Origin of the sequence: Streptomyces sp. DH10, from assembly GCF_029813805.1 — a bacterium.
GTDB classification, from domain to species: domain Bacteria; phylum Actinomycetota; class Actinomycetes; order Streptomycetales; family Streptomycetaceae; genus Streptomyces; species Streptomyces coeruleofuscus.
The window spans coordinates 63,835-89,273 of sequence record NZ_JARVKU010000027.1; the positions used below are offsets into that span (position 1 = coordinate 63,835).

Here is a 25,439-nt window from a genome sequence, read left to right on the forward strand (position 1 = left end):
CGCCATGCGCGGCTGCCGATCGAAGTTCAGTACCCCACCCCTGCCTGCCCCTACGGACGGCTGAGCCCATGGGTGCCGGTCGCGTCTTCGCGTACGGCGCCGCCGCCGGTCTGATCGGTGACCTGCTGCTCGGCGATCCTCGCCGGGGGCATCCGGTCGCCGTGTTCGGGCGGGCCGCGGGAGCCGTGGAACGGGTGTTGTGGCGGGACCACCGGGGCTGGGGCGCGCTGCACACCGTGGTGTGCGCGGGAGGAGCCGTCGCGCTCGGGAGCGTCGCCGCGCGGGCCGTGCGTGACTCCGCCGTCGCCTCCGCCGCGCTGACCGGTGCCGCCACCTGGGCCGTGGTCGGGGGGACTTCGCTCGCGCGGGAGGCGCGGGCCATCGGGCGTGCCCTGGAGGCGGGGGACGTCGACGGGGCACGGGTGCGGCTGCCGCATCTGTGCGGGCGGGATCCGCAGGCGCTCGACGCCGACGGGATCGCGCGGGCCGTGGTCGAGTCCGTCGCCGAGAACACCTCCGACGCGGTCGTGGGGGCGCTCGTGTGGGGGGCCGTCGGCGGTGTGCCGGGACTCCTCGGGTTCCGCGCCGTCAACACCCTCGACGCCATGGTCGGGCACAAGTCGGCCCGGTACCGGCGTTACGGATGGGCCTCCGCCCGGCTGGACGACCTGGCGGGCTGGCCGGGGGCCCGGCTGACCGCCGTGCTCGCGGCCCTGGCGGGAGACGATCCACGGGGAGCCGTACGGGCCTGGCGCGCCGACGCCGCCAAGCATCCGAGCCCCAACGCCGGGCCCGTGGAGGCCTCGTTCGCGGGGGCGCTCGGGGTGCGGCTGGGCGGGACCTTGTCGTACGGCGGGCGCGTCGAGCACCGGCCCGTGCTCAACGGGGCCGGGCGCGCCGTCGCCACCCGGGACATCGAACGGGCCGTACGGCTGTCCAGGCGTGTCGGCTGGCTCGCGCTCGGCGTCTGTGTCGCCGCGCGCCGCATCGCGAAAGGGCGTACGTCATGACGGGCGGTGGGCTTCTCGTCGCCGGTACCACCTCCGACGCAGGCAAGAGCGTCGTGACCGCGGGGATCTGCCGGTGGCTGGTGCGGCAGGGCGTCAAGGTGGCGCCCTTCAAGGCGCAGAACATGTCCCTCAACTCCTTCGTGACGAAGGAAGGCGCCGAGATCGGGCGAGCGCAGGCCATGCAGGCGCAGGCCTGCCGCGTCGAGCCGACCGCGCTGATGAACCCGGTGCTGCTCAAGCCCGGCGGCGAGAGCAGCAGTCAGGTCGTGCTGCTGGGCAAGCCGGTCGGGGAGCTCAGCGCACGCGGGTACCACGGCGGACGGCAGCAGAAGCTGCTCGGGACCGTACTGGACTGCCTGGAGCAGTTGCGGGGCACGTATGACGCGGTGATCTGTGAGGGGGCGGGCAGTCCCGCCGAGATCAATCTGCGGCGGACCGACATCGTCAACATGGGGATCGCCCGCAACGCCGGGCTCCCCGTGCTCGTCGTCGGCGACATCGACCGGGGCGGTGTCTTCGCCTCGTTCTTCGGGACCGTGGCGCTGCTGTCGCCCGAGGACCAGGAGTGCGTCGCCGGGTTCCTCGTCAACAAGTTCCGGGGCGACGTCTCCCTGCTGGAGCCGGGGCTCGACATGCTCAAGGGGCTCACCGGGCGGCATACGTACGGCGTCCTGCCCTTCCGGCACGGGCTGGGGATCGACGAGGAAGACGGGCTGCGCGTCTCCCTGCGGGGGACGGTCCGGGAGTCCGTCGTGGCCCCGCCGATCGGCGAGGACGTGCTGCGCGTCGCGGTGTGCGCCGTTCCGCTCATGTCCAACTTCACGGACGTCGACGCGCTGGCCGCCGAACCCGGTGTCGTCGTGCGGTTCGTGGACCGGCCGGAGGAACTCGCCGACGCCGACCTCGTCATCGTGCCCGGGACCCGGGGGACCGTCCGTGCGCTGGAGTGGCTGCGGGAGCGCGGGCTGGCCGGCGCGCTCGTGCGCAGGGCCGCCGAGCAGCGGCCCGTCCTGGGGATCTGCGGCGGCTTCCAGATCCTCGGCGAGCACATCGAGGACGACGTGGAGAGCCGCCGGGGTCATGTCGAGGGGCTCGGGGTCCTGCCCGTGCGGGTGCGGTTCGCCCGCGAGAAGACCCTGACGCGGCCGGAGGGCGAGGCCCTCGGGGAGCGTGTGGAGGGCTACGAGATCCATCACGGGGTCGCCGACGTCCAAGGGGGCGCGGCCTTCCTCGACGGCTGCCGGGTCGGCCAGACCTGGGGCACGCACTGGCACGGCTCGCTGGAGTCGGACGGATTCCGGCGGGCCTTCCTGCGCGAGGTGGCGGCCGCCGCGGGGCGCCGCTTCGTGCCTGCGCCCGACACCTCGTTCGCCGCGCTGCGCGAGGAGCAGCTCGACCGGCTCGGCGACCTGATCGAACAGCACGCGGACACGGACGCGCTGTGGCGGCTCATCGAGTCGGGCGCGCCGCGAGGACTGCCCTTCATTCCACCGGGAGCGCCCGCATGAGCACTGTGTTGTTGTTGTCGACCGCCGACACGGACCTGCTGGCGGCCCGGGCCGCCTCCGGTGCCTCGTACCGGATCGGCAACCCGACCCGCGTGGACGTCCAGGAGGAGCTTCCGGCGCTCCTCGACGGGGCGGACATCGCCGTCGTGCGGCTGCTCGGCGGCAAGCGGGCCTGGGAGGACGGGCTCGCCGCGTTGAAGGCGTCCGGCGTCCCGACCGTGCTGCTGGGCGGCGAGGCGGTGCCCGACGCGGAGCTGATGGCCGAGTCGTCGGTGCCGGCCGGTGTCGTGGCGGAGGCGCTGAAGTACCTCGTGGAGGGCGGGCCGGCCAACCTCACCGAGCTGGCGCGGTTCCTGTCCGACACCGTGCTGCTCACGGGCGAGGGCTTCGCCGCGCCGCAGCGGATGCCGGAGTACGGCATTCGCGGCGAGCGCGCACGGACCGAGGGCCGGCCGACCGTCGGCGTGCTCTTCTACCGGGCGCACGAACTGAGCGGCAACACCGCCTTCGTGGACACCCTGTGCGACGCGATCGAGGCGCGGGGCGCCAACGCGCTTCCCGTGTACTGCGGTTCGCTGCGCGGCGCCGACGCGGGACTGTACGACATCCTCGGGCGGGCGGACGCCCTCGTCGCCACCGTCCTCGCCGCCGGCGGCACCCACGCCTCGCAGGCCTCGGCGGGCGGTGACGAGGAGTCCTGGGACATCGGCGCCCTCGCCGAGCTGAACATCCCCGTGCTGCAAGGGCTGTGCCTGACGTCCTCGCGGCGCGCCTGGGAGGCCTCCGACGCCGCCCTGTCCCCCATGGACGCCGCGATGCAGGTGGCGATCCCGGAATTCGACGGGCGGCTGATCACCGTGCCGTTCTCCTTCAAGGAGCAGGGCGCGGACGACGTGCCCGTGTACGTCGCCGACCCGGAGCGGGCCGCGCGGGTCGCCGGGATCGCCGTACGGCACGCGCGGTTGAAGCACAAGGCGAACGCCGAGAAGAAGCTCGCGCTCGTCTTCACCGCCTACCCGACCAAGCACTCGCGGGTCGGCAACGCCGTCGGGCTGGACACCCCGGCCTCGGCGGTGCGGGTGCTGGACGCCCTCAGGGACGCCGGGTACGGCCTCACCGAGTACCCCGCGGGCGGTGACGAGCTGATCCACCGGCTCATCGCGGCCGGCGGGCACGACGTGGAGTGGCTGACGGACGAGCAGCTGGCCGCCGCGCCCGCGCGAGTGCCGCTGGCGGACTACCGGGCCTGGTTCGACCAGCTCGACCCGGAGCTGAGGGACGCCATGACCGAGGCGTGGGGCGAGCCGCCGGGCAGCCTCTACGTCGACGGTGACGACATCGTGCTGGCGTCCCTGCGGTTCGGGAACGTCGTGGTGATGATCCAGCCGCCCCGCGGCTTCGGCGAGAACCCGATCGCGATCTACCACGACCCGGACATGCCGCCGTCCCACCACTACCTGGCGGCATACCGCTGGCTGGAGAACAGTTTCGGCGCGGACGCGATCGTGCACATGGGCAAGCACGGCACACTGGAGTGGCTGCCCGGCAAGGGTCTCGGGCTCAGCGGCGGGTGCGCCCCGGACGCCGTGCTCGGGGAGCTGCCGCTGATCTACCCGTTCATCGTCAACGACCCGGGCGAGGGCACCCAGGCCAAGCGGCGCGGGCACGCCACGGTCGTCGACCACCTGGTGCCGCCGATGGCCCGCGCCGACACCTACGGCGACCTGGCCAAGCTGGAGCAGCTCCTCGACGAGTACGCGCTCGTCTCCGACCTGGACCCGGCGAAGGCGCCGGCCGTGCGCGCGCAGATCTGGACCCTGGTCAAGGCCGCCGAGCTGCACCACGACCTGCATGTCGACGAGCAGCCGGACGACGAGGCGTTCGACGAGTTCGTCATGCACATCGACGGCTATCTGTGCGAGATCAAGGACGTGCAGATCCGCGACGGCCTGCACATCCTGGGCGGCGGCCCGGTCGGCGAGCCGCGCGTCAACCTCGTGCTGGCGGTGCTGCGCGCCTCGCAGGTGTGGGGCGGGCAGGCCGACGCGCTGCCGGGGCTCAGGGCGGCGCTGGCGGAGCACTTCGGGCTGGTGGAGAAGGAACTGCTGGCTGAGCCGGGCGCTGCCGTGAAGGTGCCGGCGGAGCTGACGGGCCTGGTGGCGGGACCGGCACGCACCGCCGCCGACGCGATCGACCTGCTGGAGCAGCTGTGCCGGCGGATCGCGGAGGGCATGGAGGAGCGCGACTGGGCGGTCGCCGAGGCCCCGGCGCTGGTCCGGGAGGTGCTCGGCAGGGACGTCGCCGACGCCGTGGCGGTGCTGGAGTTCGCCTGCACGGAGGTCGTGCCGCGGCTGGCCAGGACCACCGACGAGATCGCGCACATCCTGCGGGCGCTGGACGGCGGTTACGTCCCGGCGGGCCCCTCCGGCTCGCCGACCCGCGGCCTGGTCAACGTCCTGCCGACGGGACGCAACTTCTACTCCGTCGACCCCAAGGCGATTCCGTCCCGGCTGAGCTGGGAGGTCGGGCAGTCGCTCGCGGACTCGCTGGTACAGCGGTATCTCACCGACACGGGCGCGTACCCGAAGTCCGTCGGCCTGACGGTGTGGGGCACCTCGGCCATGCGCACCCAGGGCGACGACATCGCCGAGATCCTGGCGCTGCTGGGCTGCCGGCCGGTGTGGGACGACGCCTCGCGCCGGGTGACCGGGTTCGAGGTGATCCCCCCGGGGGAGCTCGGCCGGCCGCGCATCGACGTGACGGTCCGTATCTCGGGCTTCTTCCGGGACGCGTTCCCGCATGTGGTGGGGCTGATCGACGACGCCGTCCGCAAGGTCGCCGAGCTGGACGAGCCCGCCGAGCAGAACTACGTCCGGGCGCACGCGGATGAGGACACCGCCGAGCACGGCGACCGGCGCCGGGCGACCGCCCGGATCTTCGGCTCCAAGCCGGGGGCGTACGGGGCCGGTCTGCTGCCGCTGATCGACGCGCGCAACTGGCGCTCCGACGCGGACCTCGCCGAGGTGTACGCGGTGTGGGGCGGCTACGCCTACGGGCGGGGGCTCGACGGGCGGGCCGCGCGCGGGGACATGGAGACGGCGTTCCGGCGGATCGCGGTCGCCGCGAAGAACGTCGACACGCGGGAGCACGACCTCGTCGACGCCGACGACTACTTCCAGTACCACGGCGGCATGGTCGCCATGGTCCGCCACCTGACGGGCGCGAGCCCCGAGGCGTACGTCGGCGACTCGGCCGTACCGGACCAGGTGAAGACCCGCACGCTGGGCGAGGAGACGCACCGGGTGTTCCGGGCCCGGGTGGTCAACCCGCGCTGGATGGCGGCCATGCGGCGGCACGGCTACAAGGGGGCCTTCGAGATGGCCGCGACCGTGGACTACCTGTTCGGGTACGACGCCACGGCCGGGGTCGTGGACGACTGGATGTACGAGAAACTCAGCGCCGAGTACGTCTTCGACCCGGAGAACCGGGAGTTCATGAAGACGTCCAACCCCTGGGCGCTGCGCGGCATCACCGAGCGGCTGCTGGAGGCCGCCGACCGCGGACTGTGGGCGGAGCCGGACGCTCAGACGCTGGACCGGCTGCGTGCCACGTACCTGGAGCTCGAAGGCGACTTGGAAGGTGACGACAAGTGAGCACCCCGTTCCCGTTCACGGCCGTGGTGGGCCAGGACGACCTGCGGCTAGCGCTGCTGCTGAACGCCGTGTCGCCGGCGGTCGGCGGTGTGCTGGTGCGCGGGGAGAAGGGCACCGCCAAGTCGACGGCCGTGCGGGCGCTGTCCGCGCTCATGCCGGAGGTGGCCGTCGTCCCCGGCTGCCGCTTCTCCTGCGACCCTGTCTCCCCCGACCCAGCCTGCCCCGACGGGCCGCACGCGCCGGGCACCGCCGGCCAGGCCCGTCCGGCGCGGATGGTCGAGCTGCCCGTCGGCGCCTCGGAGGACCGGCTGGTGGGCGCGCTGGACATCGAGCGGGCGCTGTCGGAGGGCGTGAAGGCCTTCGAACCGGGCCTGCTCGCCGCCGCGCACCGCGGCATCCTCTACGTCGACGAGGTCAACCTCCTCCACGACCACCTGGTCGACCTGCTGCTGGACGCGGCGGCGATGGGCGCCTCCTACGTGGAGCGCGAGGGCGTCTCCGTACGGCACGCGGCCCGGTTCCTGCTCGTCGGCACCATGAACCCCGAGGAGGGCGAACTGCGGCCGCAGTTGCTCGACCGGTTCGGGCTGACCGTCGAGGTCGCGGCCTCGCGGGAGCCCGACCAGCGGGTCGAGGTCGTCCGGCGGCGGCTCGCCTACGACGCCGATCCGGACGGCTTCGCGGCCCGGTGGGCGGACGAGGAGGCCGACGTACGGGCGCGGATCGTCGCGGCGCGGGAGCTGCTGCCGTCCGTGCGGCTGGGCGACGGGGCGCTGCGGCAGATCGCGGCGACCTGTGCGGCCTTCGAGGTCGACGGCATGCGCGCCGACATCGTGATGGCGCGCACGGCGACGGCGCTGGCCGCCTGGGCGGGGCGTACGGACGTGCTCGCCGAGGACGTCCGGCAGGCCGCGCTGCTCGCGCTGCCGCACCGCCGGCGGCGCAACCCCTTCGACGCGCCGGGTCTTGACGAGGACAAGCTGGACGAGACCCTGGAGGAGTTCTCCGGGGACGACGACCCGGACCAGGACCCCGACCCGGACCCGGACCAGGGCCCGGACGGGCCCGGCGGGGGCGGCGGGCAGCCGGAGCCCGACGACGGGCCGCAGGGCGACGACACCGGCGCCACGCCCGAGGCCGGGGAGAACGGGCAGCCGCAGCCGTCGGGTGCCGGTGAGCAGTCGGCCGTACGGTCGGCCGAGCCGTTCCGGACCAAGGTGCTGAGCGTGCCCGGGATCGGCGAGGGCGCCGCCGGGCGGCGTTCGCGGGCGCGGACCGAGCACGGGCGCACGACCGGCTCCCGCCGGCCCCGGGGAACGCTCACGAAGCTGCACTTGGCGGCGACCGTGCAGGCCGCGGCCCCGCACCAGCGGGCGCGCGGGCGGTCCGGGCCGGGTCTGGTGGTGCGCCGGGACGATCTGCGGCAGGCCACCCGCGAGGGGCGCGAGGGCAATCTCGTGCTGTTCGTCGTGGACGCCTCCGGGTCGATGGCGGCGCGGCAGCGGATGAGTGCCGTGAAGGGGGCCGTGCTGTCGCTGCTGCTGGACGCCTACCAGCGGCGGGACAAGGTGGGGCTGGTGACGTTCCGGGGTTCGGGCGCGGACGTCGCGCTGCCGCCGACCTCGTCCGTGGACGCGGCGGCGGCCCGGCTGGAGTCGCTGCCGACGGGCGGGCGTACGCCGCTCGCCGCCGGGCTGTTGCGCGCGCACGACGTGCTGCGGGTGGAGCGGCTGCGGGATCCGGCGCGGCGGCCGCTGGTCGTGCTGGTGACGGACGGGCGGGCCACCGGGGGCCCGGAGCCGGTCGCCCTGGCCGGGCGGGCGGCACGGCTGTTCGCGGCCGAGGGCGTCGCGTCCGTCGTCGTGGACTGCGAGGCCGGGCCGGTGCGGCTGGGGCTCGCCGGGCAGCTCGCCGGTGAGCTGGGCGGAACCGCCGTGACGCTGGACGAGCTGCGGGCCGACTCGATCGCCGGGCTGGTCAGGGATGTGCAGGGGACTTCGAGGAGGGCCGCGTAATGCCGCAGGGACAGCCGAGTGTCATTCCGGACGACGGTCTGACGACCCGACAGCGCCGGAACCGACCGCTGGTGGTCGTGCACACCGGCGTCGGCAAGGGCAAGTCGACGGCCGCCTTCGGGCTCGCGCTCAGGGCCTGGAACCAGGGCTGGCCGATCGGGGTGTTCCAGTTCGTCAAGTCGGCGAAGTGGAAGGTCGGCGAGGAGAACGCGCTGCGTGTGCTCGGTGCCTCCGGCGAGGGCGGGTCCGTCGCCTGGCACAAGATGGGCGAGGGCTGGTCCTGGGTGCAGCGCGACGCGCAGCTGGACAACGAGGAGAAGGCCCGGGAGGGCTGGGAGCAGGTCAAGCGAGACCTGGCGGCGGAGACGTACCGGCTGTACGTGCTGGACGAGTTCGCCTATCCGATGCACTGGGGGTGGGTCGACACCGACGAGGTCGTGGACGTCCTGCGGAACCGGCCCGGCACGCAGCATGTGGTGATCACGGGGCGCAATGCCCCCGGAAAGCTCCTGGACTTCGCCGACCTCGTGACCGACATGTCCAAGGTGAAGCACCCGATGGACGCGGGGCAGAAGGGGCAGAGGGGCATCGAGTGGTGACGTCCTCGTCCGTGCCCCGGCTGGTCGTCGCCGCGCCCTCGTCGGGCAGTGGCAAGACCACCGTCGCCACGGGGCTGATGGCCGCGTTCGCCGCGCGGGGGCTCGCCGTGTCCCCGCACAAGGTCGGGCCGGACTACATCGATCCCGGGTACCACGCGCTCGCGACCGGGCGGGTGGGGCGGAACCTCGACGCGTATCTGTGCGGTCCCGAGCTGGTCGGGCCGCTGTTCCTGCACGGGGCGCGCGGGTGTGACATCGCCGTCGTCGAGGGCGTGATGGGGCTGTACGACGGTGCCGCCGGGGAGGGGGAGCTGGCCTCCACGGCTCATGTCGCGAAGCTGTTGCGGGCGCCGGTGGTGCTGGTCGTCGACGCGTCGTCGCAGTCCCGGTCGGTGGCGGCGCTGGTGCACGGGTTCGTCTCCTGGGATCCGGAGGTGCGGGTCGGGGGCGTGATCCTGAACAAGGTCGCGTCGGACCGGCACGAGGTGATGCTGCGGGAGGCGCTGGAGCAGACGGGCGTGCCGGTGCTCGGGGTGTTGCGGCGGGCTCCGCAGGTGGACACGCCGTCGCGGCATCTGGGGCTGGTGCCGGTCGCCGAGCGGCGGGCTGAGGCCGTGGAGGCGGTTGCGGCGATGGCCGCGCAGGTCTCCGACGGTTGTGATCTGGACGCGTTGGCGGGGCTGGCCCGGAGTGCGGGGGCGTTGTCGTGCGAGGCCTGGGATGCGGCTGCGGCTGTGGCTTCCTCGCCCCCGCCGCCCCTACCCTTCCCGTCCTCCAGGGGCTCCGCCCCTTCGACCCCGCCGGGGGGCTCCGCCCCCTGGACCCCCGATCGGTCTGAACGGCCTCGTCCTCAAACGCCGGACGGGCTGGTCATCGCCGTCGCCGGCGGTGAGGCGTTCACCTTCTCCTACGCCGAGCACACCGAGCTGCTCACCGCCGCCGGTGCCGAGGTCGTGTCCTTCGATCCGCTGCGGGACGAGGAACTGCCCGAGGGGACCCGGGGGTTGGTGATCGGGGGCGGGTTTCCCGAGGTGTACGCCGCCGAGCTGTCCGCCAACGAGCCCCTGCGCAAGGCCGTTGCCGACCTGGCGGAGAGCGGCGCTCCGGTGGCCGCCGAGTGTGCCGGGCTGCTGTATCTGTGCCGGGAGCTGGACGGACTGCCCATGTGCGGGGTGCTGGACGCCGGGGCGCGGATGACCGAACGGCTGACCCTGGGGTACCGGGACGCCGTGGCCGTCGGCGACAGTGTGCTCGCGGCGGCGGGGACGCGGATGCGGGGGCACGAGTTCCACCGGACCGCCGTCGAGCCCGGGGCGGGGGCGGAACCCGCCTGGGGCCTCAGGACCCCTCAGCGGCGCGTCGAGGGGTTCGTGCGGCGCGGTGTGCACGCGAGCTATCTGCACACGCACTGGGCCGCGGAGCCCTGTGTCGCCCGTCGGTTCGTGGAGAGGTGCCGGACGTCATGAGCAGCAGGCTGGTCGGTGTCGGGGTCGGGCCCGGGGATCCGGAGCTGGTGACCGTCAAGGGCGTGAACGCCCTGCGGGCGGCCGATGTCGTGGTCGTCCCTGTGATGGCTGCGTCTGATGGAAAAGACGGGGGCGAGCGCGGGCGGGCCGAGGCGACCGTGTTGCACTACGTGCCCGAGGAGAAGGTCGTCCGGGTCGTGTTCGCGCTGAACGAGCGGAGCGACCGCGCCCGGCGCGAGGCGGCCTGGGACGCGGCGGGCGAGCGGGTCGCCGAGCTGCTGCGCGGGCACGGTTCCGTCGCCTTCGCGACCATCGGGGACCCCAACGTGTACTCCACGTTCACGTATCTCGCGCAGACCGTCGCCGAGCTGGTGCCGGGGACCGTCGTCGAGACGGTGCCCGGGATCACCGCCATGCAGGACCTCGCCGCGCGGTCGGGCGCCGTACTGACCGAGGGGACGGAGCCGCTCACGCTCGTGCCCGTCACGGCGGGGGCGACGGTGCTCAAGGAGGCCCTCGCCGGGCCCGGGACGGTCGTCGCCTACAAGTTCGGCCGGCAGGCGCACGAGGTCGCCGAGGCGCTGCGGGAGACCGGGCGGATCGGCGACGCGGTGTGGGGCTCGGCGCTGGGGCTGACGGAGGAGTCGATCCGGCCGGCCGCCGAACTCGACGGCGCTCCCCTGCCCTACCTGTCGACGCTCATCTCCCCCGCGCGGCGCGACGGCGGGCGGGGCGGAAAGCTCTGACTCGCCCGCCCGTCACCCTGACTACCGGAACCCCTGTACGAGAGGACCGACCCATGGCCGACGCCCCCACCGGCAAGGTGACCTTCGTCGGTGCCGGCCCCGGCGCCGCCGATCTGCTGACGTTCCGTGCCGCGCGCGCCATCGCCGAGGCCGACGTGGTGATCTGGGCGGCGAGCCTGGTCCAGGCGGAGGTCCTCCAGCACGCGCGCGAGGACGCGGAGGTCCTCGACTCGGCGGCGATGTCCCTGGAGGACGTCGTGGCCGTGTACCGGCGGGCACGGGAGGAGGGCCTGCGCGTCGCCAGGATCCACTCCGGTGACCCCGCCCTGTGGGGCGGCACCCAGGAGCAGCTCGACCGGTGTGCCGAGATCGGCATCGCGACCGAGGTCGTGCCGGGGGTGTCCGCCTTCTCCGCCGTCGCCGCGCTCGCCCAGCGCGAGCTGACCATCCCCGAGGTCGCGCAGTCCGTCGTCCTGACCCGGCTCGGCGGCGGCAAGACGCCCATGCCGCCCGGGGAGGAGGTCCGCGAGTTCGCCAAGCACGGCACGACCATGGCGATCTTCCTCTCCGCGGCCCGCAGCGGGCAGCTGGTGCGGGAGCTGCTGGAGGGCGGTTATCCGGTGACGACCCCGGTCGTGGTGGCGTACCAGGCGACCTGGCCCGAGGAGCTGATCGTGAGGTGCACGATCGGCACGCTGGAGGAGACGGTCAAGGAACACAAGCTCTGGAAACACACGCTGTTCCTGGTCGGCCCGGCGCTCGACGCGCACGGCACGCGCTCGCACCTGTACCACCCGGGTCACTTCCACGGCTACCGCAAGGCCGACCCCGAGGCCCGCAAGGCCCTGCGCGAACGTGGTGCCGGCAGATGATCGTCCGGCCTTGCGCAGGCATCGAGGAAATCGAAGAGGGAGTCGCACAGTGATCGGGCTCATTTCCGCCACCGCGGCGGGTGCGGCCGCGCGGGACCGGCTGGCCGCCGCGTGGCCGGACCGCACGCGCGTGTACGAGGGTCCCGTCGGGGACGCCGTGCGGACGGCGTTCGCGGAGTGCGAGCAGCTCGTGTGCTTCCTGGCGACGGGGGCGGTGGTGCGGCTGGTGGCTCCGCTGCTGGCCGGCAAGACGGCGGACCCGGGCGTGGTGTGCGTCGACGAGGGCGGCCGGTTCGCGGTGTCCCTGGTGGGTGGGCATGCGGGCGGGGCCAACGAACTCGCCCGGGAGGTCGGGGAGTTGCTGGGCGCGGAGCCGGTCGTGACCACGGCGACGGACGCCGTGGACCTGCCCGGCCTCGACACCCTCGGCCTGCCCGTGGAGGGCGATGTCGCCGGGGTCTCGCGGGCGTTGCTGGACGGTGAGGCGGTGGCGCTGCGGGCCGAGGTGGCCTGGCCGCTGCCGCCGCTCCCGGTCGCCGCCGAGGGGTCGTACGCGATCCGGCTGACCGACCGGCTCGTCGAGGCGGCCGAGCGCGAGGTGGTGCTGCGGCCGCCGTCGCTGGTCGTCGGGGTCGGGGCGTCGAAGGGTGCCCCCGCCGAGGAGGTGCTCGGGCTGATCGGGGACGTCCTGCGGGAGGCCGGGCTGTCCGCGGCGTCGGTCGCCGAGCTCGCGACCGTCGACGCCAAGGCCGCAGAGCCCGGCCTCGTCGAGGCCGCACGGCGGCTCGGTGTGCCCCTGGTGACGTATGCCGCCGGCGAGTTGGCCGCCGTCGACGTGCCCAATCCGTCCGACGCCCCGCTCGCCGCCGTCGGTACGCCCTCGGTCGCGGAGGCCGCCGCCCTGGTACGCGGGGGCGAACTCCTCGTCCCCAAGCGGAAGTCGGCCGGGAGCCCCGCCATGGCGACCTGTGCCGTAGTACGGCGCCCGGGGCGCGGACGGCTCGCGGTGGTCGGGCTCGGGCCGGGTGCCCGGGATCTGCTGACACCGCGTGCGAGGGCGGAACTCCGGCGCGCTTCCGTGCTCGTCGGACTCGACCAGTACGTCGACCAGATCCGCGATCTGCTGCGGCCCGGCACGCGGATCCTGGAGTCGGGCCTCGGGGCCGAGGAGGAGCGGGCGCGCACGGCCGTCGAGGAGGCCCGCCGGGGGCAGGCCGTCGCGCTGATCGGCAGCGGGGACGCGGGCGTGTACGCCATGGCCTCCCCCGCGCTCGCCGAGGCCTCCGACGACATCGACGTGGTCGGCGTGCCCGGCGTGACGGCGGCGCTCGCGGCCGGCGCGGTCCTGGGCGCGCCGCTGGGCCACGACCACGTGTCGATCAGCCTGTCCGACCTGCACACGCCGTGGGAGGTCATCGAGCGGCGGGTACGGGCGGCTGCCGAGGCCGACATCGTGGTGACGTTCTACAACCCGCGTTCGCGCGGCCGGCACTGGCAGCTGCCCAAGGCGCTGGGCATCCTCGCCGAGCACCGGGCGCCGACGACGCCGGTCGGTGTCGTGCGCAACGCCTCGCGGCCGGACGAGTCCGCCCGGCTCACGACGCTGGCCGCGCTCGATCCGGCGACGGTCGACATGATGACGGTCGTCACCGTGGGCAACACCGCCACCCGGGAGATCGCCGGGCGGATGGTGACGCCGCGCGGCTACCGCTGGCAGGAGGAGCCCGAGTGAACCGCGTCGTCCACCACCCCACGTCCGCCGAGGAGAACCTGTGACCACCCCGCCCGCCCTGCTCATCGCCGGCCACGGCACCCGTGACGACGCCGGAGCCGAGGCGTTCCGCGACTTCGTGCGGGAACTGGCGGCCCGCCACCCGGAACTGCCCGTCGCGGGCGGCTTCATCGAGCTGTCCCCGCCGCCGCTGGGCGACGCCGTCGCCGAGCTGGTGGAGCGGGGCGTACGGCGGTTCGCCGCCGTGCCGCTGATGCTGGTGTCCGCCGGGCACGCCAAGGGCGACATCCCTGCGGCGCTGGCCCGCGAGAAGGAGCGGCACCCGGGGATCTCGTACACCTACGGGCGTCCGCTGGGTCCGCACCCGGCGCTGCTGAACGCGCTGGAGCGGCGGCTGGACGAGGCGCTGGGCGGCGCGGCGGGGCGCAGGCCGGGTGACCGGGCCGATGTGACGGTGCTGCTGGTGGGGCGCGGGTCGACGGACCCGGACGCCAACGCCGAGGTGCACAAGGCGGCCCGGCTGCTGTGGGAGGGGCGCGGGTACGCAGGGGTCGAGACGGCGTTCGTGTCGCTGGCGGCGCCGGACGTGCCGAGCGGACTCGACCGGTGCGCGCGGCTGGGTGCCCGCCGGATCGTGGTGCTCCCCTACTTCCTGTTCACCGGCATCCTGCCGGACCGGGTGCGGATGCAGACCGAGGGCTGGGCGGCGGCGCACCCGGAGGTCGAGGTGCGTTCGGCCGACGTCATCGGGCCGGAGCCGGAGCTGCTGGACCTGGTGTGGGAGCGGTACGCGGAGGCCGTCGAGGGTGATCTGCGGATGAACTGCGACTCGTGCGTGTACCGCGTCTCGCTACCGGGCTTCGAGGACAAGGTGGGGATGCCGCAGCAGCCGCACTTCCACCCGGACGACGACGGCCACCACGGTCACCACCACGGGGCGCACTCCCATGTCCACTGACGGCGGGCACGACCTGCGGCACCACGGGGACGCGGAGGTCCGGGACGACGGCGGCTCGCTCGTCGACCTCGCCGTGAACGTCCGCGCGGACACCCCTCCGGCGTGGCTGCGGGAGCACATCGCGGCGTCGCTGGGCGGGCTGGCGGCCTACCCGGACGGGCGGGCCGCACGCGCGGCGGTGGCGGCGCGGCACGGCCTGCCGGTGGAGCGGGTGCTGCTGACGGCCGGGGCGGCGGAGGCGTTCGTGCTGCTGGCGCGGGCGCTGAAGGTGCGGCGGCCGGTCGTGGTCCACCCGCAGTTCACGGAGCCGGAGGCCGCGCTGCGCGACGCGGGGCACACGGTCGACCGGGTGCTGCTGCGGGAGCGGGACGGCTTCCGGCTGGACCCGGTGGCCGTCCCCGAGACCGCGGACCTGGTGGTGATCGGCAATCCGACGAACCCGACGTCGGTGCTGCACCCGGCGGAGGTGATCGCCTCTCTCGCCCGGCCCGGGCGGCTGCTGGTGGTGGACGAGGCGTTCATGGACGCGGTGCCGGGCGAGCGGGAGGCCCTGGCGGACCGCGTCGACGTTCCCGGGCTCGTGGTGCTGCGCAGCCTGACCAAGACGTGGGGGCTGGCCGGGCTGCGGATCGGTTACGTGCTGGCGGCGCCGGAGACCATCGGGGAGTTGGAGCGGGCGCAGCCGCTGTGGCCGGTGTCGACGCCGGCGCTGGCGGCGGCGCAGGCGTGCGTGGGGCCACGGGCGGTGGCGGAGGCGGCCCACGCGGCGCACCGCGTCGCCGCGGACCGGGCCCACCTGGTGACGGGGCTCGCCCGCTTCGCCCCGGCCGGGCTGCGGGTGGTCGAGCCCGCGCAGGGCCCGTTCGTCCTGATCCGTCTCCCGCACGCGGCGGCCGTCCGCGGGCGCCTGCGCGACCTCGGCTACGCCGTGCGGCGCGGGGACACCTTCCCCGGCCTGGACGAGGAGTGGCTGCGGCTGGCGGTGCGGGACCGGAGGACGGCGGACGGGTTCCTGCGGGCGCTGGAGCGTGCGCTGGCGGGCTGACTGCTCACCGCCGGGCGGCGGTCCCGGCCGTCTCCGTCCCGGTCGGTGTGCCGCCCTGGGCGCGGCGGGTCAGCAGGACGCTGGTGACGACGACCCAGAGCCCGGCGGCCATGAAGGCGAAGAAGCCGACCCAGGGGATGAAGACCAGTACGCCGATCACGACGGCGGCCGAGGCCAGCCAGCGGGGCAGCGGGCTGACGGCGGCGCGGGCGGTGGCCAGGCCCGCGCCCAGCAGCATCAGGCCCATGCCGCCGACGAAGGGGATGTAGAAGTTCTCGTTGAGGGCGTTGAGGGCCTGGAGCGCGGGGCCGGAGGCCGTCGGCTCGTCGGCGAGGTCCACCAGGGCCAGCATCAGTCCGGCCCCGGTCAGGAAGCCGATGGCGAGCAGCAGCCCGCCGCCGAGGACCACCCGGTGCAGCCAGCCGCCGCTCGCCGGGACGTCCCGTACGACGCTGGCCAGGTGGGCGGCGAAGAAGACGAAGAACACCGCCGCGAGCACCAGCAGGTACAGGCTCACCCCGGTCTGGGCCTCGTGGTCGATGTAGAAGGCTCTGACCTGGGAGCCCGTGGCATCGTAGTCGGGTGTGTCGCCGAACAGCAGGAAGGCGACGAGCGTCAGAGCGACGGCCACCAGTCCGGTCAGGGGTGCGATGCGCATGAGGACCTCCCGCCCTGCTGGGTCCGCCCCCGTGTCTTCCACGCTCCCAGAGGTCCCCGAGCGCTGCCATCCGGGACCGGGGGGCCGTCTCGGCTTCAGCCGACCACGCGTCCGTTCAGCACCACGCGGCGCGGTGCCGCCAGCACGCCCACGTCCTTGCGCGGGTCCTCGTCGTAGACGACGAGGTCGGCCGGGGCGCCCTCGTCCAGGCCGGGGCGGCCGAGCCAGGTCCGGGCCGTCCAGGTTCCCGCGGCCAGGGCCTCGACGGGCGGGATGCCCGCGGTGACCAGCTCGGCGACCTCGGCCGCCGCGAGGCCGTGGGCGAGTCCGCCGCCGGCGTCGGTGCCGACGAAGACCGGGATCCCGGCGTCGTAGGCGCCCCGCACGGTGTCGTAGCGGCGTTCGTGGAGCCGGCGCATATGGGCCGACCAGCGCGGGAACCGGTCCTCGCCGCCGTCGGCGAGCTGCGGGAAGGTCGCGATGTTGACCAGCGTCGGGACGATGGCGACGCCCCGTTCGGCGAACAGCGGGATGAGGTCCTCGGTCAGGCCCGTCGCGTGCTCGATGCAGTCGATGCCCGCCTCGACGAGGTCCTGGAGGGAGTCCTCCGCGAAGCAGTGCGCGGTGACCCGGGCGCCCAGCCGGTGCGCCTCGGCGATCGCCGCCTCCACCGCCCCGCGCGGCCAGCAGGCCGACAGGTCGCCGAGGTCGCGGTCGATCCAGTCGCCGACCAGCTTCACCCAGCCGTCGCCGCGCCGCGCCTCCTGGGCGACGTAGGCGACCAGGTCGTCCGGCTCGATCTCCCAGGCGTAGTTGCGGATGTAGCGGCGGGTGCGGGCGATGTGCCGCCCGGCGCGGATGATCTTCGGCAGGTCGTCGCGGTCGTCGATCCAGCGGGTGTCGGAGGGCGAGCCCGCGTCGCGGATCAGCAGCGTGCCCGCGTCCCGGTCGGTCAGCGCCTGCTTCTCGGCGACGTCCCTGGGGACCGCGCCGTGCCGGTCGAGTCCCACGTGGCAGTGCGCGTCGACGAGGCCGGGCAGGGCCCAGCCCCTGACGGTGCGGATGTCGCGGGCGCCGGCGGGGCGGTCGTAGGAGATCCGGCCGTCGACGACCCACAGCTCGTCGCGGACCTCCTCGGGTCCGACGAGCACCCGTCCCTTCACGTGCAGCACCGTGCGATCGCTCATGTACGGCACCTTAGTGAGGCGCTAGTCGGCCTTGCCCACCTGGTCCGAGGTCTCCTCCTCCACCTCGGCCATGGCGGGGTCGAGGAGGCGGGAGAGGAAGTGGCGGGTGCGGTCGTGGCGTGGGTTGCCGATGACCTGCTCGGGCGTGCCGTCCTCGACGATCATGCCGCCGTCCATGAAGACGACCCGGTCGGCGACCTCGCGGGCGAAGGTCATCTCGTGGGTGACGACCATCATCGTCATGCCCTCGTCGGCGAGCATGCGCATCACCGCGAGGACGTCCCCGACCAGTTCGGGGTCCAGCGCCGAGGTCGGCTCGTCGAACAGCATCACCTCGGGGCCCATGGCCAGGGCCCGGGCGATGGCGACGCGCTGCTGCTGGCCGCCGGAGAGGGAGGAGGGGTAGGCCGCCGCCTTCTCGGACAGGCCGACGCGCGCCAGGTTCTCGGCGGCCACCTTCGCGGCCGCCGCCTTGTCGCGGCGCAGCACCCGCCGCTGCGGCAGGGTGAGGTTCTCGGTCACCGTCAGGTGCGGGAACAGGTTGAACTGCTGGAAGACCATGCCGATGCGGCGGCGGGCGGCGTCGATGTCGACGTCCGGGTCGGTCAGTTCCGCGCCGCCGACGAACACCTGGCCCTTGGTCGGCTCCTCCAGCAGGTTCACGCAGCGCAGCAGCGTCGACTTGCCGGAGCCGGACGGGCCGATGACGCAGACCACTTCGCCCCGGCCGATCTCCAGGTCGATGCCGCGCAGCACCTCGTTGGCGCCGAACGACTTGTGCAGCGCGCGTACCTCGATCTCGGGTCGGCTCATTTCACGGCCTCCTGGGCCTTCGCCTCCATGCGGCGTACGACGAAGCCGAGCGGGATCGTGACCAGCAGGTAGCACAGTCCGGCGACCAGGATCGGCGTGGAGTTGGCGGTCTGGCTGGCCAGGTCGCGGCCGTACTTGGACAGTTCGCGCTCCTCCAGGGTGACGCCGAGGAACAGCACCAGCGAGGAGTCCTTGAACAGCAGCACCAGTTCGTTGGTGAGCGGCGGGAGGATGACCCGGAACGCCTGCGGGATGATGATGGAGATCATGGCCCGCGCGGGCGAGAAGCCGAGCGAACGGGCCGCCTCCATCTGCCCCTTGGGCACGGCCTGGATGCCGGCGCGGATCGTCTCCGCCATGTAGGCGGCGGCCACCAGGCCGAGCGCGAGGGCGACCTTGCCGTACGTGCCGCCGATGATCTCGGTGCCGGGGAAGGCCAGCGGCACGGCGACGCCGATGAAGATGAAGATCAGCAGGGCGGGCAGGCCGCGGAAGATCTCGATGTAGATCCCGGCGAGCCAGCGGTACGGCCCCACGGAGGACAGCCGCATCAGCGCGATCACCATGCCGAGGGCCAGCCCCACGGCGAAGCCGGTCACCGTGTAGAGCACGGTGTTCTTCAGCGCCAGCGTGATGACGTCCGGGAACATGCGCTCGGCGATGTCCGCCTGCGCGAACTGGTTCTGGAGCCGGTCCCAGTCGGCGGAGACCGCGAAGGCGATCACGGCCGCGACGAAGACGGCGTACTGGACGCCGCGCGAGAGGCCGCGCTTCTGCCGCCGGGTGAGGCCCTTCCTCTTCGGCTGGACTTCGGGCGTGGCCGTGTCGGTCATGAGGCGGCAGGCGACGCGGCGGACTCGTCGTACGGGCCGATCCACTGTTCGTACAGCTTCTTGTACGTGCCGTCGGCCTTGGCGTCCTCGATCGCCTTGTTGATGGCGGCGCGGAGCTTGGTGTTGCCCTTCTTCACCGTGAAGCCGTACTGCTCGCCGGTCTCGATGTTGTCGACGACCTTGAAGGCGTCCGCGTTGGCCTTGTCCTTCAGCCAGCCCTGGACGACCGGGTAGTCGATGACGACGGCCTGGACCTGGCCGGTGCGCAGGCCGTTGAGGACGGCGTCGGAGGACTCGAAGGAGACCGGGTCGAGGCCCTTGCTCTTGGCGTAGTCCTCACCGGTCGTCTGCGCCTGGGCGCCGAGCTTCTTGCCCTTGAGGCCGGCGAAGGAGGAGATGCCGCTCTTCTTGTCGACCAGTACGGCCTGGGTGGCGTTGAAGTACGGGTCGGAGAAGTCGACGTTCTTCTTGCGCTCCTCGGTGATGGTCATGCCGGCGGCGGCGAGGTCGCACTGGCCGGCGTTGAGGGACCCGCCGGTCTTGAAGTTCTCGAAGGGCTGGTCGACGATGTCCTGCTTCACGCCCAGGTCCTTGGCGACCAGGTCGATCAGCGACACGTCGAAGCCCTGCACCTTGCCGTCGATCTCCGACTGGAACGGCGGATACGGCAGGTGGGTGCAGGTGGTGAGCTGGCCCGCCCTGACGAGTTCGACGCCGCCCGCGGCCGTCTTCTTGCCGCTGCCGCCGTCGTCGGTGGAGGTGCAGCCGGCCACGAGCAGCAGCCCGGCCGTCGCGGTGGTGGCGGCCAGGATGCGGGCCCGGTGCCCGGGGTGCGTGTTCACGACGAGCCTCCTGTGAGTGAACTGTGGGTTCCGATCATAAGGAGAAGTTTGAGTGTCTGAAAACAATCCGATGGCCGCGGGGGCGTCGGGCCTGCGAAGTCACCGGTCGTAGGGGGCTGGGGCTCGGTCGTGGCGGGCTGGGACGCGGCGGTTACGCTCGTTCCCGTTGTTCCCGCGAGTAGTCCCGTGTTCCCGCGAGTTGTCCCCGCACGTGAAGAGAGTGCCACCGTGACGCATCCGTTTCTGGACCTGGCCCCGCTCGGGGCGGACCGTTTCGCCGCGATCGAGGACCGTGTGGCGCGGCTGCTGAGCACCGGGCAGGACGTCGTGATCATGCAGGGTGAGGCGCTGCTGCCGCTGGAGGGCGCGATCCGCGCCGCGGCCGGTCCGGGCACGACGGCCCTGAACGTCATCACGGGTCCGTACGGGCAGACCTTCGGCGACTGGCTGCGCGACTGCGGGGCGACGGTGGTCGACCTGGCGGTGCCCTTCCACACGGCGGTCACGGCCGAGCAGATCCGGCAGGCCTTCGCCGAGCACCCGGAGATCGACTTCGTGTCCCTGGTGCACGCGGAGGCGGCGACCGGAAACACCAATCCGGTGGCGGAGATCGGCGAGGTGGTGCGCGCGCACGGGGCCCTGTTCTACCTGGACGCGGTGGCGTCGATCGGCGCCGAGCCGGTGCTGCCGGACGCGTGGGGCGTGGACCTGTGCGTGATCGGGGCGCAGAAGGCGATGGGCGGCCCGGCCGGCGTGTCGGCGGTGTCGGTGAGCGAGCGGGCCTGGGCCCGGATGGCGGCGAACCCGCGGGCGCCGCGCCGGTCGTACCTGTCGCTGCTCGACTGGAAGGAGCGGTGGATCGACGGCGGCCGCAAGGCACTGCTGCACGCCCCGGCGCAGCTGGAGATGCTGGCGCTCGAGGCGTGCGTGGAGCGGATCGAGGCGGTGGGGATCGACGCCGTGATGGCCCGGCACGCGTCGGCCGCGGCTGCCACGCGGGCCGGGGCGGTCGCGCTCGGCGGCGGGCTGGAGCCGTATGTGCACGAGGCGCGGGACGCGGCGCCCGTCGCCACGACGCTCCGGGCTCCGTCCGGGGTGGTGGCGTCGGAGCTGGTGGCCAGGGCACTGGAGGCGGATCCGGCGGTGCCGGTCGCGGCCGGCGGGGGTGCGCTGGCCAAGGAGATGATCCGGGTCAACCACTACGGGCCCGATGCGACGCCGGGGGCCGTGCGGGCGAGTCTGGCGGCGCTGGGGGCCGCGCTCTCGGAGACGGGGCTGCCGGTGGACATGGAGGGGGCGCTGCGGGCGGCCGAGGAGGCGTGGCGGGAAACCCTCTAGGGGGCCCGCCGCTGTCGGTGGCCCGTGCCATGCTCCCCGCATGACCACCAACATCCCCGCCGAGACCCCCATCACCCTTCCCGACGGCCGCCCGGTCCCGCACCTGGCCGGTGACGAACGGGCCATGCTGGAGAGCTGGCTGGACTTCCACCGGGCCACGCTGGCGCTGAAGTGCGCCGGGCTGGACGACGCGCAGGTGCGGACCGCGTCGGCCGAGCCGTCCACGCTGACGCTGCTCGGGCTGGTGCAGCATCTCGCCGAGGTCGAGCGGAACTGGTTCCAGCGGGTGGCCGCCGGGCTCGACGTGCCGCCGGTGTACGAGGACGGCACCGGCTACACGCTGGATCCGTCGCGGGGGCTCGACGAGGCGCTCGGGATCTGGCGGCGGGAGATCGAGCGGGGACGGGAGCTGTGTGCGGGGCTGCCGCTGGACCACATCGGGCGGGTCGCGGAGGGACCGGTGCCCGGGATGGAGGTCAGCATGCGCTGGGTCCTGATCCACATGATCGAGGAGTACGCCCGGCACAACGGTCATGCCGATCTCCTGCGGGAACGTATCGACGGAGTGACCGGGGCCTGAATTAAACGTGTTTCCGAGGCGACTCACATGTAAGCTGGCACACAATTAGGAATTCTTTCAAGAACAGCTTCCCGTATTCTTCTGCCCGCTTTCTCCGATCCTAAACCCAAAGATTTTGAGGACACTTAGAGAAGGAATTCGGGCAGATCTCGTGGTGATTACACGGCTGTGACGCGTTACACACCGTGACTGCTTTGCCCGGTATTACCCGGACAATATCGGGCATACCTCTGCCCTTTTGCGCCAACCCTCGCGCTCGCGCGATAACATAGGTCTGGCTCATACGTAACCCCTAACGGCGATGCAATTTTGAATTTCGCTGGGTAAGTTCAATTCGCATGACTGCCGTACAAGCAGATCCGCAAATCGACCGCCCAACGGTGGCTGACGGAGCCGCGCTCTGGCGGATGGCGAAGGACTCGAAGGTTCTCGACCTGAACTCGTCCTACAGCTATCTGCTGTGGTGCCGCGACTTCGCGGCCACGTCGGCCGTGGCGCGTGACGAGCACGGCGAGCCGATGGGTTTCATCACCGGGTACGTGCGGCCGGACAGCCCGCACACCCTGCTGGTCTGGCAGGTGGCGGTGGACGAGGCGCACCGCGGGCGCGGGCTGGCCGCCACGCTGCTCGACGGCCTGGTCGCCCGGACCGCCGACGAGCGCGGGGTGACGACGGTGGAGACCACCATCACCCCGGGCAACACCGCCTCGGAGCGCCTGTTCACGTCGTTCGCCGAGCGTCACGGCGCCCGGCTGGAGCGCGAGGTGCTGTTCGACACGGCCGTGTTCCCCGACGGGCCGCACGACCCCGAGGTCCTGTACCGCATCGGCCCGCTGGCCCCCTGACTTTCTCCCTGACTCCCGCAGACTTCCCCCACCGCACCGAGGAGCGATTCGTCGTGACCATCACCCAGCCCGACCTGAGCGTCTTCGAGACCGTCGAGTCCGAGGTACGCAGCTACTGCCGCGGCTGGCCCACCGTCTTCGACCGTGCGGTCGGCAGCCGCATGTACGACGAGGACGGCCATGAGTACCTCGACTTCTTCGCCGGAGCGGGGTCACTGAACTACGGGCACAACAACCCCGTCCTGAAACGCGCCCTGATCGACTACCTGGAGCGGGACGGCGTCACGCACGGGCTCGACATGTCGACCACCGCCAAGCGCACGTTCCTTGAGGCATTCCAGAACCTGCTGCTGCGGCCGCGCGACCTGCCGTACAAGGTCATGTTCCCGGGCCCGACCGGCACCAACGCCGTGGAGGCCGCGCTGAAGCTGGCGCGGAAGGTGAAGGGGCGCGAGTCGATCGTGTCCTTCACCAACGCCTTCCACGGCATGTCGCTGGGCTCGCTGGCCGTGACCGGCAACGCCTTCAAGCGGGCCGGCGCCGGTATCCCGCTGGTGCACGGCACGCCCATGCCGTTCGACAACTACTTCGACGGCACCGTCGAGGACTTCCTGTGGTTCGAGCGGCTGCTGGAGGACCAGGGCTCCGGCCTGAACAAGCCGGCCGCCGTGATCGTCGAGACCGTGCAGGGCGAGGGCGGCATCAACGTGGCCCGGGCCGAGTGGCTGCGCGCCCTGTCCGAGCTGTGCGAGCGGCAGGACATGCTGCTGATCGTCGACGACATCCAGATGGGCTGCGGCCGTACCGGCGCCTTCTTCTCCTTCGAGGAGGCGGGCATCACGCCGGACATCGTCACCGTCTCGAAGTCGATCAGCGGCTACGGCCTGCCCATGTCGCTGTGCCTGTTCAAGCCGGAGCTCGACATCTGGGAGCCCGGGGAGCACAACGGCACCTTCCGCGGCAACAACCCCGCCTTCGTCACGGCGACCGCGGCCCTGGAGGCGTACTGGGCCGACGGCTCCGCGATGGAGAAGCAGACCCGCAAGCGCGGTGAGCAGGTCGAGCAGGCCATGATCTCCATCACCGAGGAGAACCTGGCCGACGTCAAGGAGTACCGGGGCCGCGGCCTGGTCTGGGGCCTGGAGTTCCACGACAAGGCCCGTGCGGGCAAGGTCGCCAAGCGCGCCTTCGAACTCGGCCTGCTCATCGAGACGTCCGGGCCGGAGAGTGAGGTCGTGAAACTGCTCCCCGCCCTCACCATCACGCCCGAGGAACTGGACGAGGGCCTGTCGACGCTGGCCCGCGCCGTCCGCGAGACCGCCTGACCGAGTAACCGGCACCACCCATCTAGGAGGCATCGCAGCACCGTGATTGTCCGTTCGTTCAAGGAGATCGAAGGTACCGACCGGCACGTGAAGTCGGCGTCCGGCACGTGGGAGAGCAAACGCATCGTCCTCGCCAAGGAGAAGGTCGGCTTCTCCCTGCACGAGACGATCCTGTACGCGGGTACGGAGACGTCGATGTGGTATGCCAACCACATCGAGGCCGTCGTCTGCGTGGAGGGCGAGGCGGAGCTGACCGACCGCGAGACCGGGAAGTCGTACACCATCACGCCCGGGACCATGTACCTCCTGGACGGGCACGAGAAGCACACGCTGCGGATCAAGAAGGACTTCCGCTGCCTCTGCGTCTTCAATCCGCCCGTGACCGGACGGGAGGACCACGACGAGAACGGCGTTTACCCGCTGCTCACCGAGGAGGTGTGACGTTTCCATGACCGCCATCACCGACACCACCACCACCGGTATCCCCGACCTGTACCCCAGTCGTGGCGCCACCGAGGTGCTCACCCCGCGCCAGGACCCGGTCGTCTGGGGCGCCCCCGACGCGCCCGGCCCGGTCGAGCCGGCCGACCTGCTGTCCTTCGAGCGTGACGGCTTCCTCGCCATCGACGAGCTCATCGGGGACGACGAGGTCGCCGTCTACCGCAACGAGCTGAACCGGCTGGTGAACGACCCGGACATCCGCGCCGACGAGCGGTCGATCGTCGAGCCGAAGTCCCAGGAGATCCGCTCGGTCTTCGAGGTCCACAAGATCAGCGAGGTGTTCGCCAGGCTGGTGCGGGACGAGCGGGTCGTCGGCCGGGCGCGGCAGATCCTCGGCTCGGACGTCTACGTCCACCAGTCGCGGATCAACGTCAAGCCGGGCTTCGGGGCCAGTGGCTTCTACTGGCACTCGGACTTCGAGACGTGGCACGCCGAGGACGGTCTGCCGCGGATGCGCACGGTGTCGGTCTCGATCGCGCTGACCGAGAACTACGACACCAACGGCGGGCTCATGATCATGCCGGGGTCGCACAAGACGTTCCTCGGGTGCGCGGGGGCAACGCCGAAGGACAACTACAAGAAGTCGTTGCAGATGCAGGACGCGGGCACGCCGTCGGACGACGCGCTGACCCTGCTGGCCTCGCAGCACGGCATCAAGTTGTTCACGGGCAAGGCCGGTTCGGCGACGTGGTTCGACTGCAACTGCATGCACGGCTCCGGCGACAACATCACGCCGTTCCCGCGCAGCAACGTGTTCATCGTGTTCAACAGCGTGGAGAACACGGCGGTGGAACCGTTCGCGGCGCCGGTGCGGCGACCGGAGTTCATCGGCGCGCGGGACTTCACGCCGGTGCGGTGACCGCAGATCGCCGGTGAGATGACCGCAGATCGCCGGTGAAGTGACCGGATGACA

Annotated in this window: 22 protein-coding genes; 17 read left to right on the top strand and 5 right to left on the bottom strand. The window is 72.5% G+C overall.

All coding sequences use genetic code 11. The features are described 5' to 3' along the window. Positions 1 to 68: 68 nt before the first annotated feature. Genes QC385_RS37925 through cobC form a run of 11 tightly spaced genes read left to right on the top strand, consistent with a single transcriptional unit; the run spans position 69 to position 15,604 of the window. Positions 69 to 1,010 carry a cobalamin biosynthesis protein gene (locus QC385_RS37925; RefSeq protein WP_279545944.1) on the top strand — a complete coding sequence of 314 codons (942 nt, stop codon included), beginning with the start codon at positions 69 to 71 and terminating at the stop codon, positions 1,008 to 1,010. Further along, entirely contained in the window at positions 1,007 to 2,518 is a 1,512-nt protein-coding gene (locus QC385_RS37930; RefSeq protein WP_279545945.1) for a cobyric acid synthase, read from the top strand. Before QC385_RS37925 ends, QC385_RS37930 begins: the two co-directional genes overlap by 4 nt. After that, complete coding sequence (gene cobN / locus QC385_RS37935; protein ID WP_279545946.1) at positions 2,515 to 6,171, top strand: cobaltochelatase subunit CobN; 3,657 nt, start codon at positions 2,515 to 2,517, stop codon at positions 6,169 to 6,171. The genes QC385_RS37930 and cobN overlap by 4 nt, the downstream gene beginning before the upstream one ends. Continuing rightward, the gene (locus QC385_RS37940) at positions 6,168 to 8,186 is read left to right on the top strand and encodes a putative cobaltochelatase (RefSeq protein WP_279545947.1); all 2,019 of its coding nucleotides are present in this window, start codon (positions 6,168 to 6,170) and stop codon (positions 8,184 to 8,186) included. The genes cobN and QC385_RS37940 overlap by 4 nt, the downstream gene beginning before the upstream one ends. Further along, positions 8,186 to 8,785: a cob(I)yrinic acid a,c-diamide adenosyltransferase gene (gene cobO, locus QC385_RS37945; RefSeq protein WP_279545948.1), complete on the top strand. Its 600-nt coding sequence runs from the start codon at positions 8,186 to 8,188 to the stop codon at positions 8,783 to 8,785. Before QC385_RS37940 ends, cobO begins: the two co-directional genes overlap by 1 nt. Further along, positions 8,779 to 10,251 (top strand): cobyrinate a,c-diamide synthase, encoded by a 1,473-nt coding sequence (locus tag QC385_RS37950; RefSeq protein ID WP_279545949.1) that lies wholly within the window; start codon positions 8,779 to 8,781, stop codon positions 10,249 to 10,251. The genes cobO and QC385_RS37950 overlap by 7 nt, the downstream gene beginning before the upstream one ends. After that, complete coding sequence (gene cobI, locus QC385_RS37955; protein WP_279545950.1) at positions 10,248 to 10,997, top strand: precorrin-2 C(20)-methyltransferase; 750 nt, start codon at positions 10,248 to 10,250, stop codon at positions 10,995 to 10,997. The genes QC385_RS37950 and cobI overlap by 4 nt, the downstream gene beginning before the upstream one ends. A 53-nt stretch (positions 10,998 to 11,050) precedes the next feature. Then, positions 11,051 to 11,869, top strand: a complete 819-nt coding sequence (gene cobM / locus QC385_RS37960) for a precorrin-4 C(11)-methyltransferase (RefSeq protein WP_279545951.1) — start codon at positions 11,051 to 11,053, stop codon at positions 11,867 to 11,869. A 49-nt stretch (positions 11,870 to 11,918) separates the two neighbouring features. Beyond that, positions 11,919 to 13,601 (top strand): precorrin-3B C(17)-methyltransferase, encoded by a 1,683-nt coding sequence (cobJ, locus tag QC385_RS37965; protein ID WP_279545952.1) that lies wholly within the window; start codon positions 11,919 to 11,921, stop codon positions 13,599 to 13,601. Between the two features lie 40 nt (positions 13,602 to 13,641). Beyond that, positions 13,642 to 14,559, top strand: a complete 918-nt coding sequence (locus QC385_RS37970; protein WP_279545953.1) for a sirohydrochlorin chelatase — start codon at positions 13,642 to 13,644, stop codon at positions 14,557 to 14,559. Continuing rightward, positions 14,549 to 15,604 (top strand): Rv2231c family pyridoxal phosphate-dependent protein CobC, encoded by a 1,056-nt coding sequence (cobC, locus tag QC385_RS37975; RefSeq protein ID WP_279545954.1) that lies wholly within the window; start codon positions 14,549 to 14,551, stop codon positions 15,602 to 15,604. Before QC385_RS37970 ends, cobC begins: the two co-directional genes overlap by 11 nt. A gap of 4 nt (positions 15,605 to 15,608) precedes the next feature. Here the strand turns inward: cobC and QC385_RS37980 are convergent, their stop codons facing one another. From QC385_RS37980 to QC385_RS38000, 5 genes are all read right to left on the bottom strand, one after another. Then, positions 15,609 to 16,262 (bottom strand): hypothetical protein, encoded by a 654-nt coding sequence (locus tag QC385_RS37980; protein ID WP_279545955.1) that lies wholly within the window; start codon positions 16,260 to 16,262, stop codon positions 15,609 to 15,611. Between the two features lie 95 nt (positions 16,263 to 16,357). Then, positions 16,358 to 17,449, bottom strand: coding sequence for an amidohydrolase family protein (locus QC385_RS37985; RefSeq protein WP_279545956.1), 1,092 nt, complete (start codon positions 17,447 to 17,449; stop codon positions 16,358 to 16,360). A 21-nt stretch (positions 17,450 to 17,470) separates the two neighbouring features. Continuing rightward, positions 17,471 to 18,262: an amino acid ABC transporter ATP-binding protein gene (locus tag QC385_RS37990; protein WP_279545957.1), complete on the bottom strand. Its 792-nt coding sequence runs from the start codon at positions 18,260 to 18,262 to the stop codon at positions 17,471 to 17,473. Beyond that, entirely contained in the window at positions 18,259 to 19,095 is an 837-nt protein-coding gene (locus tag QC385_RS37995; protein WP_279545958.1) for an amino acid ABC transporter permease, read from the bottom strand. Before QC385_RS37995 ends, QC385_RS37990 begins: the two co-directional genes overlap by 4 nt. Continuing rightward, on the bottom strand, positions 19,092 to 19,937 hold the full coding sequence (locus QC385_RS38000) for a basic amino acid ABC transporter substrate-binding protein (protein WP_279545959.1): 846 nt from the start codon (positions 19,935 to 19,937) through the stop codon (positions 19,092 to 19,094). The genes QC385_RS37995 and QC385_RS38000 overlap by 4 nt, the downstream gene beginning before the upstream one ends. A 228-nt stretch (positions 19,938 to 20,165) precedes the next feature. Here QC385_RS38000 and QC385_RS38005 point away from each other — a divergent pair, with 228 nt between their 5' ends. From QC385_RS38005 to thpD, 6 genes are all read left to right on the top strand, one after another. After that, entirely contained in the window at positions 20,166 to 21,275 is a 1,110-nt protein-coding gene (locus tag QC385_RS38005) for a pyridoxal-phosphate-dependent aminotransferase family protein (RefSeq protein ID WP_279545960.1), read from the top strand. 40 nt (positions 21,276 to 21,315) lie between these two features. After that, positions 21,316 to 21,855 (top strand): DinB family protein, encoded by a 540-nt coding sequence (locus tag QC385_RS38010; protein ID WP_279545961.1) that lies wholly within the window; start codon positions 21,316 to 21,318, stop codon positions 21,853 to 21,855. A 338-nt stretch (positions 21,856 to 22,193) separates the two neighbouring features. Beyond that, positions 22,194 to 22,700 (top strand): diaminobutyrate acetyltransferase, encoded by a 507-nt coding sequence (ectA, locus tag QC385_RS38015; RefSeq protein WP_279545962.1) that lies wholly within the window; start codon positions 22,194 to 22,196, stop codon positions 22,698 to 22,700. Positions 22,701 to 22,753: 53 nt separating this feature from the next. Then, positions 22,754 to 24,025: a diaminobutyrate--2-oxoglutarate transaminase gene (ectB, locus tag QC385_RS38020; protein WP_279545963.1), complete on the top strand. Its 1,272-nt coding sequence runs from the start codon at positions 22,754 to 22,756 to the stop codon at positions 24,023 to 24,025. 42 nt (positions 24,026 to 24,067) lie between these two features. Continuing rightward, positions 24,068 to 24,466, top strand: a complete 399-nt coding sequence (locus QC385_RS38025) for an ectoine synthase (protein ID WP_059422332.1) — start codon at positions 24,068 to 24,070, stop codon at positions 24,464 to 24,466. 7 nt (positions 24,467 to 24,473) lie between these two features. Beyond that, a complete protein-coding gene (gene thpD / locus QC385_RS38030) occupies positions 24,474 to 25,385 on the top strand; it encodes an ectoine hydroxylase (protein WP_279545964.1) in 912 nt (303 codons plus the stop codon). Positions 25,386 to 25,439: the final 54 nt, after the last annotated feature.